The sequence below is a fragment of the Pseudomonas sp. B7 genome (assembly GCF_016735645.1).
In the GTDB taxonomy this organism is placed as follows: domain Bacteria; phylum Pseudomonadota; class Gammaproteobacteria; order Pseudomonadales; family Pseudomonadaceae; genus Aquipseudomonas; species Aquipseudomonas glycinae.
In genome coordinates, this window is the sequence record NZ_JAERRE010000005.1 from 23,757 (window position 1) to 36,403 (window position 12,647).

11 protein-coding genes, 1 tRNA gene and 1 pseudogene are annotated in these 12,647 nt (G+C 62.1%); 4 read left to right on the forward strand and 9 right to left on the reverse strand.

Features of this window, described 5'->3' with window-relative positions:
- The first annotated feature begins 69 nt into the window (after positions 1–69).
- On the forward strand, positions 70–462 hold the full coding sequence (locus JKA62_RS13095) for a DUF1801 domain-containing protein (protein ID WP_201818103.1): 393 nt from the start codon (positions 70–72) through the stop codon (positions 460–462).
- Positions 463–512: 50 nt separating this feature from the next.
- Here JKA62_RS13095 and JKA62_RS13100 read toward each other — a convergent pair.
- The 6 genes and pseudogenes from JKA62_RS13100 to JKA62_RS13125 form a co-directional block, all read right to left on the reverse strand.
- A tRNA-Gln gene (locus JKA62_RS13100) sits at positions 513–587 on the reverse strand.
- Between the two features lie 227 nt (positions 588–814).
- On the reverse strand, positions 815–2,278 hold the full coding sequence (locus JKA62_RS13105) for a GDL motif peptide-associated radical SAM/SPASM maturase (RefSeq protein ID WP_011333776.1): 1,464 nt from the start codon (positions 2,276–2,278) through the stop codon (positions 815–817).
- Between the two features lie 103 nt (positions 2,279–2,381).
- Positions 2,382–2,960, reverse strand: coding sequence for a DUF1842 domain-containing protein (locus JKA62_RS13110; RefSeq protein WP_011333777.1), 579 nt, complete (start codon positions 2,958–2,960; stop codon positions 2,382–2,384).
- 40 nt (positions 2,961–3,000) lie between these two features.
- Positions 3,001–3,627 (reverse strand): DUF1842 domain-containing protein, encoded by a 627-nt coding sequence (locus JKA62_RS13115; protein ID WP_011333778.1) that lies wholly within the window; start codon positions 3,625–3,627, stop codon positions 3,001–3,003.
- A gap of 34 nt (positions 3,628–3,661) precedes the next feature.
- Positions 3,662–3,847, reverse strand: a complete 186-nt coding sequence (locus JKA62_RS13120) for a DUF1843 domain-containing protein (protein ID WP_041475227.1) — start codon at positions 3,845–3,847, stop codon at positions 3,662–3,664.
- Positions 3,848–4,419: 572 nt separating this feature from the next.
- Positions 4,420–5,756, reverse strand: a pseudogene (locus tag JKA62_RS13125) (2-hydroxycarboxylate transporter family protein).
- A gap of 131 nt (positions 5,757–5,887) precedes the next feature.
- Here JKA62_RS13125 and JKA62_RS13130 point away from each other — a divergent pair.
- Positions 5,888–6,805, forward strand: coding sequence for a LysR substrate-binding domain-containing protein (locus JKA62_RS13130; protein ID WP_041475228.1), 918 nt, complete (start codon positions 5,888–5,890; stop codon positions 6,803–6,805).
- Positions 6,806–6,842: 37 nt separating this feature from the next.
- On the opposite strand, the gene leuD is transcribed toward JKA62_RS13130, so the two are convergent.
- The 3 genes from leuD to JKA62_RS13145 form a co-directional block, all read right to left on the reverse strand.
- Positions 6,843–7,451, reverse strand: a complete 609-nt coding sequence (gene leuD / locus JKA62_RS13135) for a 3-isopropylmalate dehydratase small subunit (RefSeq protein ID WP_011333782.1) — start codon at positions 7,449–7,451, stop codon at positions 6,843–6,845.
- A gap of 3 nt (positions 7,452–7,454) precedes the next feature.
- Positions 7,455–8,876, reverse strand: coding sequence for a 3-isopropylmalate dehydratase large subunit (gene leuC, locus JKA62_RS13140; RefSeq protein ID WP_201818106.1), 1,422 nt, complete (start codon positions 8,874–8,876; stop codon positions 7,455–7,457).
- Positions 8,877–8,992: 116 nt separating this feature from the next.
- Positions 8,993–9,922, reverse strand: a complete 930-nt coding sequence (locus tag JKA62_RS13145; RefSeq protein ID WP_041475229.1) for a LysR substrate-binding domain-containing protein — start codon at positions 9,920–9,922, stop codon at positions 8,993–8,995.
- A 150-nt stretch (positions 9,923–10,072) separates the two neighbouring features.
- Between JKA62_RS13145 and JKA62_RS13150 the strand changes: the two genes are divergently transcribed.
- Both JKA62_RS13150 and JKA62_RS13155 read left to right on the forward strand, forming a co-directional pair.
- Entirely contained in the window at positions 10,073–10,996 is a 924-nt protein-coding gene (locus JKA62_RS13150; RefSeq protein WP_201818109.1) for a LysR family transcriptional regulator, read from the forward strand.
- Between the two features lie 115 nt (positions 10,997–11,111).
- Positions 11,112–12,641, forward strand: a complete 1,530-nt coding sequence (locus JKA62_RS13155) for a GMC family oxidoreductase (RefSeq protein ID WP_011333786.1) — start codon at positions 11,112–11,114, stop codon at positions 12,639–12,641.
- Positions 12,642–12,647: the final 6 nt, after the last annotated feature.

The window sequence follows — 12,647 nt, forward strand, 5'->3', positions numbered from 1 at the left end:
TTTTTGCCCGGCGTTTGGCGCAGTCGGCGCTACGCTGGATAGCGGAAAAGGTTTCGGGAGTACAAGGATATGAAGAAGGACAGCAGCGGCGCGGCGACTGAGAATCCCTCTGTGCTGATCGACGCAAGAGTCAAGGAACTGAATGACTGGCGCGGCCAGAAGCTGGCCGAGATCCGTGCAATCATTCACGAGGCCGACCCGGAGGTCGTCGAGGAGTGGAAGTGGCGCGGCGTTCCGGTCTGGTCACACAACGGCATTATCTGCACCGGGGAAACCTACAAGGCCGTGGTGAAAATGACCTTCGCCAAAGGCGCGGCGCTGGAGGATCCGTCAGGACTGTTCAACGCCAGTCTGGAGGGCAATACCCGGCGGGCGATTGATGTTCACGAAGACGACAAGATCGATACCAAGGCTCTGAAAGCGCTGGTGCGTTCGGCTATTACGTTGAATTTGAAAAAATGATATGCCGTTGAGGCAGAGGTGAAACGGAGGAGGGTGAAACGAGGAAAAAATGGCAGGGGCGGCTGGATTCGAACCAACGCATGGCAGGATCAAAACCTGCTGCCTTACCGCTTGGCGACGCCCCTGTAGCTATTGGTTTCAGTCCCGGGAGGACCTCTGCAACAGTGGGCGGCACTTTACCAGCGCTCTTCCATTCTGTGAAGCCCTGAAACAAATAAATTTCAGGGAAAACAGCTACTTATTTCCCGGACGGCAGCGCCGGTCAGACTTTCCGGGCTTTTTCAGCGATGGCCCCGAGAATCAGAGCGACCGAAGAAGCCCGAAAGACGGGCGAACGGCACCCGCCGCCGTCTCAACTCAATGAACTCGGCACTCCCGCCAGTAAACCGGTCAGCGTCTTCATGATTGCCTGCTGCCGGGCCCGGTCGTTCAGGTGCCGGGCCTCGGCGGCGGCGACATCGGCGCGGCAGTGCGGGCAGATCGATTCGTGGGGGTGGATGTATTGCAGGCAGTCGCGGCACAGGGCCAGTTGTGTCGGCAGGCGTCCTTCCTCGGGGGACGACTGGCCCTGATTGATCCAGGCCAGTTTGATCACTTGCCCGCTGTCGCTGACGCTGCTGACTTTTTCGCCGGTGTCGATGCGTTCAGTGATCAGGTCAAAACGTCCGACCGCAAACGAGCGCTGGGCGGCGTCCTCGACTTTGACGATGCGCTCGCGCAAACCCTGTTTCTGCAATTCCAGGGTTCGGTAGTGGCAGTAAGGATTGTTGCCGGGTTTTCCCAGCAGCGAGTGCGACGTCCAGGTGCAGCCGCCCCGGCAGACGTCGTTGTAATAGCAGCTTCGGCAGTAGCCCCACAGATCATCGACCGAGCGCAGGCGGCCGAAGTGCATGCCTTCGCTGTAGTGCCAGATATCGTGCAGGCTCATGTTGCGCACGTTGCCGCCGGAAAAACCGACGGTCGCCAGTGACGGGCAACCTTTCACCGTGCCGTCCGCTTCCAGCGCCAGCACGGTCTGGCCGGCGGCGCAGCCGCTCCAGTGCACGCGCTCATCACCGAAGCCGCGCCACAGATGTTCGTAAGGGCCGTAATAACCGATGTTATTGCCGACGTTCATCAGCAATCCGCGATCCAGTCCTTCGCGATACAACCGGGCCAGCAGCGGCATCACTTCCAGCAGCTTATACGGCTGGAGCAACAGTTCCGGATGGTCGACGGCGTTGCCCATGGCCACCGTGATCTGGATCTGCCAATGGGTGGCGCCGAGCTCGATGATGGTGTCCATCAGCTCCGGCAGGTCCGGCAACGTGGCCGCGCCGATCTGGGTGTTGACGCTCACCGCCAGCCCCGACGCCTTGGCCCGGCGCAGGGTGTCCACAGCCTTGTCGAACGAACCGGACACGTTGCGCACCTTGTCGTGCAGCGGCGCGAGGCCGTCCAGGGAAATGCCGACCCCGTTGAGCCCGGCATCGACCGCTGCCTGCATCTTCGCCGGTGTGAGATTGCGCCCACCGGTCTGGATCGCGCAGTACATGCCATGGTCGTGGATGGCGCGGATCAGTTGCGTCCAGTCCTTGCGCAAATAGGCTTCGCCGCCGATCAGGGTGATCTCGCGGGTGCCGAGGGCGGCGAGGGAATCGATCACCTCGAGGCATTCGCGGGTGTTGAGTTCATTGGGACGCCGATGCCCCGCGCGGGAGCCGCAATGCAGACACTTGAGGTCGCAGGCGAGGGTGATTTCCCAGACCACGTGCACCGGCACGTAGCGTTTGAGATCGGTGTCGCTGAGGTAGCGGGCAGGGCGGTTGTCTGTCATGGGAGATCCTTGCGCACGGGCCTGTGCGCGGCACGATTGGACTGACCTCGATGGGCAGGAAGACCGGGCGCGGTCACCCAGGACCGCGCCCGGGCCGTACGACTTAGCGTGCTTCCAGTCGCGCGATTTCCGCATTCAACTGCTCAAGGGCACTGCGCAAGGCGCCCTCGTGGGCCAGCTGTTGCTCGCCTTGCTGCACGGCGACTTTCAACTGCGCCAGATCACCGCTGGCCTGTGCCGTTTGCACGGCCACGGCATACAGCGGCTGGACGTGATGCTCGGGCGGCAGTGGCTCGACACTTGGTGCCTGATGCACGGCGACGTGCCGCACGTCCTGCCACTGGCCGCTTTCGTTGTAGCGGTAATCGACAAAGCCGCTGGTCCAGTCGCCCAGAATGCCTTTGAGGTGGAAGGTCTGGGCGATCTGACTCAGCGGACCGCTCGGGCTGCCGTCGAGGGTGAGAATGATGTAATTCTCGGCCGACGGCGTCAGCCTGGCCTCGGAATAATCGCCCCAGACCCGGGCATGGAAGTTGACCGGAGGCCAGGTGCTTTGAAACACGCTCGCGGTGCCGCTGACTTTTTTGCGGACAGTATCGACCACGATATCGAGGGTCAGAACCGGTGCGCCCAGCAGTGAATTGCTGGCGATGAGGCGGGTGTGAAAAAGTCCGATCGACATGATGCTGCTCCCTTGTGAAAGAAATGGTTCCTGTAGCCGATCAGCGACTTTGCGAGCGGCTGATTTCTGTCTTGGCGGCGTCCACCGCTATGCGCAATTGCGGCAATTGCTCCAGCTGCTGTCTGGCCTGTGCGGACAGACTCTTCATCTGGGCCAGGTCACCGCTGGCGATGGCGCCCTGAATCGGCGCGGCATACAACGGCAGGACCGGTTTGTGCGGCTCGATCACCGGGCCGGGATTGAAAGCCTGAAGAACGTTCGAAGGCACCTCCACCAGATGCGCCGGCACGTTGTTCAGTTCGTGCCAGCGCTGGCCGTCGAAGTACTCATAGTTGGCCACGCCTTCGCGCCAGTCGGTGCCGATCACCAGATGGATCTTGAAGTTGATGATGGAGTTGGAACCGGGGCCGCCATGGTTGCCCTGGGCGGTGATCAGGATCTTGCTGACACCGGGCTTCATCACCGTCATGTAGGTGTATTCGCCCCAGACGTCCGAGTCGATGTCGAGCGGCGGATTGGTCGCCTGAGTCACCGCGGCGTTGCCGGTGACCTGCTGCTGTGGCGTGGACACCAGCAGGTTCAGCGCAAGACTCTGCGCCCCCGGCTGGCCCGTACCGATCCGGTAGCTCACCGGGAACAAGCCGACATTTTGCTGAGTTGCTGACATGTTGATTGCCTCCATTGCAATGTGGGAAATGGCCTTAGGGTTTTTCCAGTCGAGAAACTTCTTTGGCCAGTTTTTCGTACGCGGTTTGTAGCTCCTTCGCTTCCGGCTTCGTTGAATCGCGCTGCTTCAACAAAGTCTTCATCTGTTGCAGATCGCCGCCGGTGATCGCGCTCTGGATGGCGACGCCGTAGGGCGGGATGTTGTGGTTTGAACCGGTCATATCGAGGCCTTCCTCGTGGGTGTGTGCCGCTCGACCCCTTGCGCAGAAGGGGCGCCTTTCCTGACAGGCAGGCGAACGACATCCGCCAGAACCACCGGCAACCGGGATTCTCGGCGACGTGACAACCTGATCCGTCGGGATCTGATCAATTCGCAAACAGGGTTCGCGCAGGGGCGACGCCGCAGCGCCGGCTCACGCGCAAGCGTCGTCAGCCAAAACCGTCGGGCCTGACCTCGGGCGTCAATGAAGGGGTTTGCCGAAAGGGCAAATGGGGAAATCTCGCCTGTACGTTGGTCATCTTTCTGTCCTTGATAGAAAGCAACGAAACACAGGGATAGGTCGTTCACTCTTCAAGAGTGCAATACCCGCGCAAGCACAAAAACCATCCCTGATTTTTCTTCCAGTGCCGCTGATGGCGCTCGTCGAGGACGTTTGCCAAGTGGCCAGCATTTTGCCAGCCACGCAACCCTAGACCCGTTTGTGCAGGGCTGCCAGAAAAAGCGCCGAACGGTCATTCTGGCCGTTGCGGTGTGCGCCACCGCAACCGCTATCACTTGGCATTCATCCAGTGTTCAGGCGAAGAAACCGAGCAACAGCGTCGCCAGAATAACCGTCGAGGCGCCGCCGATCCGGGTGGAAATCTGCGCAAAGGGCATCAGTGACATCCGGTTCGACGCCGACAGGATCGCGACGTCGCCGGTGCCGCCCAGACCGCTGTGGCAGCAGGTCACGATGGCCGATTCGATGGGGTACATCTTCATCAGGTTGCCAATGAAAAAACCGGCGACGGTCATCGACACCACCACGCTGAGGCACACCAGCACATAGCCGATCGAAAACACCTTCACCACGCTGTCGAGCGGCACATACAACATTCCAAGACCGATCATCACCGGCCAGATGAAGGCGGCGGACACCAGTTTGTAGAAAGACTGCGCGCCTTTTCCAGCTTCTCCGGCAGCACGCGCACGTATTTGAACAGCACCGCCGCGAGAATCATCATCACCGGCCCCGGAATCCCGACGACCTTTTCCAGCAGGCCACCGAGCAAGAAGAACGCACAGATGACCAGCACGCCAGCGCCCATGAGTCGCAGGTCGATGGCGGTGGCGGACTCATCCTTGACCTTGAATTTATCGTTTTCGGCTTTCGCCCGAATCAGCGCCCCTTCACCGTTGATGGCCGGGCGTTTCAGCGCCAGCCGTGCCAGGTAACCGGCGCAGATGATCGCTGCAATGTTGCCGACCACGGCCGCCGGGACCAGTTGCGCGACATAGATGTCCGGCGTGCCGCCGAGGATCGTCGAATAGGCCAGGGACAGCGGCAGGATGCCTTCGCCGATGCCGCCGCCGATGATCGGCACGATGATGAAAAAGAACGTGTGGTAAGCGCTGTAGCCGGCAAGCTTGCCGACGATCAGCCCGCTCGCGACGGCGGCCAGGGTGCCGGCCAGCAAGGGGATGAATATGCGGATCATGCCCTGGACCAGAATGAACCGGCTCATGCCCAGGATGCTGCCGACCACCAGGCTGGCGATCACGAAGTACAGGAAGTTGGCTTCCTTCATCAGCATTTTGGTCGCGTCGATCGTCGGCGCGCCGAAGAAGCCGTAGAACACCAGCACCGACGGCAGCATCAGGCACAGGATGGCGCCGCCACCGATTTCCCTGAGGATCGGCAGACGCGAGCCCATCTGGCCGAAGAACACGCCCATGGTCATGATCACGGCCAGTCCACCGATCATGTTCTTCGGCAGAAAGCCGAGGTGGGCCGACAGAAACACGATCACGGCGATGCCGAGGAAGATCGGCAGCGGGATGACGCCGATCTCGTAGGTGCGCAGGCGCTGGATGATGCCGTCGGCGCGCGGGCCGTCGACGTTCAGGGATTGCTCAAGGGAGTCGCTCATGACGCATGTCCTCATGTTTGTTTTTATCGAGGATTGACGGGAAACCACGGTGCACCGGGCTCGGGTGGCGAGGCGGTGATTCGATGGTATCCTTCGCAAAATGCGTGATAAACAGCGGAAGCATGCGGCCTATGAACACGAATCGTGACCAATTTCCCTTGCCCGAAGACCTCAAGGTGTTCCTTACCGTCATCCGCAAGAACAGCTTTGCCAGCGCCGCCGACGAGTTGGGCTTTTCACCGGCCTACGTCAGCAAGCGCATCTCGGTGCTGGAAACCACGCTGGCGAGCAAGCTGCTGCACCGCACCACCCGACGCATCGCGCTGACTGATGACGGCGAGCGCGTACGAATTTGGGCGGAGAAATTGCTGGGAGATTTCGATCAGTTTCTCGGCGAGATTTCCCAGGCCCGGCACCAGCCGGCGGGGTCGCTGCACATTTGCAGCAGCTTCGGTTTCGGCCGTAATCATGTGGCGCCGGCGATCAGTCAGTTGTCCCGGGCGTGCCCGAAACTCGACATTCGGCTGGACGTGTTCGACCGGGTGGTCGATCTGGTGGGCGAGGGCTTCGATCTGGAAATCCTCGTCGGCGATGACCTGCCGGGCCAGCATCTGGCGCGCAAACTGGTGAGCAATCGGCGCGTGCTGTGCGCCACGCCGGAATACCTCGAACGCCGGGGTACGCCGCAATCTCTCGAAGACCTGAAAGACCACGATTGTCTGGTGCTCAAGGAGCGCAACAACGCGTTCGGCATCTGGACCCTGAGCAAGGACGGGCAAGAAGAGACGGTGCGGGTGAATGGCCCGCTGTCCTCCAACAGCGGCGAGATTGTGCTGGAGTGGGCGCTGAGCGGCGGCGGGATCCTGTTGCGCTCGATGTGGGACGTCAAACCGATGCTCGAGCAGGGCAGGCTGGTGCAGGTGCTGGACGGCTACACCCAGAGCGCCAACGTCTGGGCGGTCTATCCGACCCGGCTCAGCGAGTCGGCAAAGCTGCGGGTATGCGTGGAGTTTCTGGAAGAGTACTTCCGCGATTTGTCCGTGGAATGAAAACGGGCGGTTCAATGAACCGCCCGTTTTTTTGCCATCAACCCAACCAGGGATTGTCCGCCAGATGCCGTGCCTCAAAGGCGCGGATCTGCTCGGTGCGTTGCAGCGTGGTGCCGATGGCGTCCAGCCCGAGCAGCAACGACTGTTTGCGCAACTGATCGATCTCGAATTCGATCAGCGTACCGTCCGCCAGCTCGAGGGTCTGCTGCGCCAGGTTAACGCTGATCCGCGCGGTCGCCGGAACGCTGATCGCCTCGGCTACACGCTTGAACTGCGCGTCGTCCAGCTGAATCGCCAACACACCATTGCGCTGGCAGTTGTCGTAAAAAATCCCGGCGAAGGTGGTGCCGATCAAGGCCCGGATTCCCACTTGCTTCAAGCCCCATACCGCGTGTTCGCGGCTGGAGCCGCAACCGAAGTTGGGGCCGGTCACCAGAAACGCCGCGTCCTGCCAGGCCGGCTGGTTGAGCACGAATTCAGGGTTGGGTTCGCCGGAGGCGAGAAAGCGCAGATCGAAGAACAGCCCGCGATCCAGCCCCTGACGATCGATGCCCTTGAGAAACTGCTTGGGCATGATCACGTCGGTGTCGATGTTGGATGCAAGAAACGGCGCGGCGCTGCCGCTGACGGTGTCGAAAGGTTGCATGGTTCAAGCCTCCAGCGCGACGGTGCGCACGTCAGTCAAATGGCCGCTGATGGCGGCGGCGGCGACCATCGCCGGGCTCATCAGGTGGGTGCGCGCACCGGCGCCCTGACGGCCTTCGAAGTTGCGATTGGTGCTCGACGCACAGCGATCACCTGGCGCGAGCACGTCGTCGTTCATCGCCAGGCACATCGAGCAACCCGATTGCCGCCATTCGAAACCGGCGTCGAGAAAGATCTGCGCCAGGCCTTCGTCCTCGGCCTGATTGCGCACCAACGTCGAGCCGGGAACGATCATCGCCCGCACGTGGGCCGCCACACGCTTGCCGCGCACCACGCGGGCAACATCACGCAAATCTTCGATCCGCGCATTGGTGCAGGAACCGATGAAGGCATGGCTGATCGTCACTTCGTTCAGCGGCATGCCGGGCGTCAGCCCCATGTAGTCGAGGGCGCGCTGCAGGCCCTGACGCAGGATCGGATCGGGCTGGGCGGCCGGATCCGGCACGTGTGCCTTGATCGGCGCGGCCTGATCGGGGCTGGTGCCCCAGGTCACCATTGGTTCCAGCTCGGCGACATCAAGGATGACTTCGCGATCGAACACTGCGCCCTCATCGCTGTGCAGGGTTTTCCAGTGATCGATGGCCTGCTCCCAGAGCTTGCCCTTGGGCGCACGCGGCTTGTGTTGCAGGTAGGCGAACACCTTGTCATCCGGTGCCATGAACGCACCCCGGGCGCCGGCCTCGACGGCCATGTTGCAGATGGTCATGCGCGCTTCGACGCTGAGGGCGCTGATGGCCGGGCCGGTGAACTCGATGGCGTAACCGGTGGCGCCGGACGCGCCGATCTTTTCGATCAGCGCCATGATGATGTCCTTGGAGGTGACGCCTGCGCCCAGTTCGCCGTTGACCGTCACCCGCAGGGTTTTCAGACGTTTGTAGACCAGCGTCTGGGTTGCCAGCAGGTGCTCGATTTCCGAGGTGCCGATGCCGAAACCGAACGCTCCCAGTGCGCCGTAAGTGGTGGTGTGGCTGTCACCGGCCGCGACCACCATGCCCGGCAAAATGAAACCCTGTTCCGGCGCTACGACGTGTTCGATGCCCTGGCGCTTGTCCAGCACATCGAACAGCTCGATGCCGAAGTCGCGGCAGTTTTCTTCGAAGTACGACACCTGCCGCGCGCCCCCGGCGTCGGGCATGGTCGCGATGCGTTTCGGTGCGGTGGGGTTCACATGATCGACCACCGCCAGCGTCGCCGCAGGCCGCCACACCGTGCGCCCGGCCTCGCGCAGGCCGCTGAAGGCTTGCGGGCTGGTGTATTCGTTGGCGACCTGGCGGTCGATGTAAAGCAGCACGTGGCCCTGATCGTCGAGGGTGCAGACGGTGTGACTGTCGATGTGCTTCTGGTACAGCGTTCTCGGGCTGGGCATGGCTTGCGCTCTTTTCTTTCCGGGGCAAAAACAACATGAGGACAGAATATTGATCGCAGAAATGCCATCAAGAGCGCATTGGTGAAGCGGTTAAACACGAACTGTGAGTAATGGCCTCAGGCTTTTGTACGCATTCCGCGCAGCGGATCGTCCAGCAACTCGAACTGCTCGGCCATGAAGTCGATCAGCATCCGCAGCGACGGCAGCATGCCCTGACGGCTGGCAAACACCGCGTAGATCATCTCCGTACGCGGCGCCCAGTCGGGCAGCACCACCGCCAATTGGCCGCGTTCGATGAAGTCATGCACCAGCGACATTGGCATCTGCGCAACGCCGACGCTGTCGATGGCCGCGCAGCGCAGCATCGGCAGGCCTTTGGTGATCAATTGCGGGCGATGTTGTAGGGTGAACTCGGAACCGTCCTGATGGAACAGCGTCCAGCTGTAAACCTGCTGCGGGCTGCCGTGGTGAGCGCTGGGGAAGCGCGACAGGTCTTCCGGCTCGCTCGGTTCACCCAGCCGGCTCAAGAGCGCAGGGCTGGCGACCAGGCACTGCGGCCGCTGCGACAGCACCCGGCTGACCAGCTCGGAATCCTGCAAGGGCGGCGGCCGCACCCGCAACGCCAGATCGACGCCTTCGGCCACCACGTCGACCTGCCGGTCGCTGGCCTCCAGATGCATTTCGACGCGCGGGTGCATGGCCATGAAGCGCGTGATGATCCCGCCGACGCATTCTTCCAGCAGCGTCGTCGGACAGGTCACGCGCAACACGCCGCCCGGTTCGGCGCGGGTCATGGCAATCGCGGCTTCGGCGGCCTCGGCCTGTTTCAGCATCGCCCGGCAATGGTCGTAGTAGGTCTGGCCCAGCTCCGTCACCGAGAAGTGCCGGGTGTTGCGGATGATCAGGCGCACGCCCAGACGCTCCTCAAGCAAGGCAATGCGCCGGCTCAGGTTCGACTTGGGAATCCCCAGCGCCCGCGCCGTCGGCGCAAAGCCGCCGTGGTCCACCACCATCACGAAATACTGCAGGTCATTGAGGTCTAGCACGGGGCGAGATTCGCTGGAAAAGGGACGCCAACTATACAAGCCCGATTGTCCATTGTGTGGGAAGCAGCGGCCCGTTTTCGGCTCTGGTGGGCGATGCCGGGCGAGCCGTAGATTGCGCCGTCCGAACCTTGCACACACTGGATGTAGAACTTGAACAAGCTTTGCGAGATGCAATCGTTCCTCATGGTGGTCGACACCGGCAGTATCACCGAGGCAGCCCGGCAACTGGGCACCGCCAAATCCATGGTCAGCCAGCGGATTGCGCAACTGGAAAAACGACTCGGCAGCATCGTCCTCGAACGCGGGCGGCAGGCCCGGCTGACGGAGGCCGGGGAGGTGTTTTATCGGTATTGCGTGCGGATTCTGTCGGAGGTCGAAGAGGCGGAAGACGCGGTGCTGGCCTTTCAATCGAGCCTGCGCGGCAGCCTGCGGCTGGCGGCGCCGATGGCGTTCAGCATTCGTTACCTGACGCCGATCCTGTCGTCCTTCGCGGTACGCTATCCCGAGTTGCGCCTGGACATCGAATTCGACGATCGCCACGTCAACCTACACGAAGAACGCTACGACGCGGCGATCCGCATCGGTGAGTTGCCGGACTCCTCGCTGGTGGCGAAAACCATCACCGCCAATCGTCATATCATTTGCGCCAGTCCCGACTATCTGGCCACTCATGGCACGCCGCAAACCCCGCAAGAACTGTCTGAACATTTCGCCATGCTCTACGTGAACCGCGAACCCCACGGCATGTGGACGCTGCCGGTGAACAATGCGCTGGAATCGTTTCGTGTGCGCTGCCGGATGCGCACCAACAACGGCCATCAGTTGATGGAGGCGGCGAAGGCCGGTATGGGGCTGGCGATTCTGCCGACGTTTCTGGCGGCGCAAGCTATCGTGGACGGTGAACTTCAGGAGGTGTTGGCGCCTTACGCGCCCCGAGGCGGGAATATTTCGGCGGTGTACCGACGCTCCCAGCGGGCTTCACCCAAGTTGCAGGCGTTGACCGATTTTCTCTGCGAACAGATCGGCAATCCGCCGGTGTGGGAGCAATTGCTCGGGGCTCATTCGGCCGGTTAAGGCGTTCGGGAAAAGCGAAACCGCGATTCGTTTTTCCCCGGCTTATGAGCCCTCGAACCCTTCAATAAGCTCTTCCTCAACAGGCGCGCTTTGACGCCTGACAGGGAAGAAACCGATGAACGATACCCTTGTTAATTCTGCCCAGCGTGCCCCGGTCGATGTGATCGTGGTGGGCGGCGGTTCCGCCGGCGCGGTACTGGCCCGTCGCTTGAGTGAAAACGTCCGGCGCCAGGTGCTGTTGCTGGAGGCGGGTCAGAGTTTTGCCCCGGGCAAGTACCCCGAAATCGTCGCCAGTAGCGATGTGGTCGGTGCCAATGGCAATCGCCAGTTCGAGTGGGGTTACACCTCCCGGCCGGGCTATGTCGAACACCCGATCGGCGCGTTGCGCGGCAAAGTGCTGGGCGGCAGTTCGGCCATCAACGGCGCGGTGGCGATTCGCGCCCGAGCCACGGACTTCCAGCGCTGGAATCTGCCGGGCTGGAGCTTTGAGGACTTGCTGCCCTCGTTCAAAAAACTGGAAAACCACAGCGGCGGAGCCAGCGCATTGCATGGCCACGACGGGCCGCTGCCGGTGCGTCAGCTCGGCAGCGCCGACGTCACACCAATGCAGAAAGCCTTCATCTACGCCACGGTCGCCAACGGTTACCGGATGATCGACGACTTCGACGGCGCGAATGCCAACGGCGTCGGCCCGTACCCGATGAACATCGTCGACGGCGTGCGGGTCAACACCGGCATGGCTTACCTCACGGACGAGGTGCGCGCCCGCGACAATTTGCAGATTCGCGCCGACAGCCTGGTGGACAAGGTGCTGTTCGACGGCAAACGTGCGGTGGGTGTGCAACTGGCGAATGGCGAGCAATTACGCGCCAACGAAGTGATTCTTTCGGCGGGCAGTTACGGCAGCGCGGCGATCCTGTTGCGCTCCGGTATCGGCCCTGGCGACGATCTGCGCGCACTGGACATTGAGCCGGTCGCCGAATTGCCGGTCGGGCAGAACCTGGCGGATCACCCGTTCTATTACAATGCCTACGCCGCCAAACCCGACCTGATCGGTCGCCAGTCGCCGGCCATAGGCGCCAAGCTCTGGACCCACAGCCGCAGCGCCGAGCACGGCGATCTGGATATTCACATCACCGCGACCCACCTGTTCCCCCATGACCAGAGCCCGACCCAGGTGGGCTTCGTGCTCGCGGTGGCGCTGACCCGGCCGCTGTCCCGAGGCAAGGTTACGCTGGCCAGCCGCGATCCGTCGGTGGCGCCGAATATCGATCTGAATTTTCTCGCCGAGCCCATGGACCGCCAGCGCCTGCTGGACGGTATTCGTCTGGCACGGCGGATCGGTGCGACCGCGCCGCTCAAGGGTTTGATTCACTCGGAGCTGAATCCGGGGCAGGGCAACGACTCCGACGACGCCTTGCTGGCCAGCGTCAAAGCCACGCTCGACACCTATCACCACCCGACCTCGACCGCGCCGATGGGCCGGCCGGGCGATGCCATGGCCGTGGTCGACCTCGAAGCCCGAGTAATCGGCGTGCAGGGCCTGCGGGTGGTCGACGCTTCCATCTTCCCGGACGTGCCGTCCGTTGCCACCAACCTCACCGTGATCGCCACCGCCGAAAAAATCGCCGGTCTCTACGCCTGAATCCAA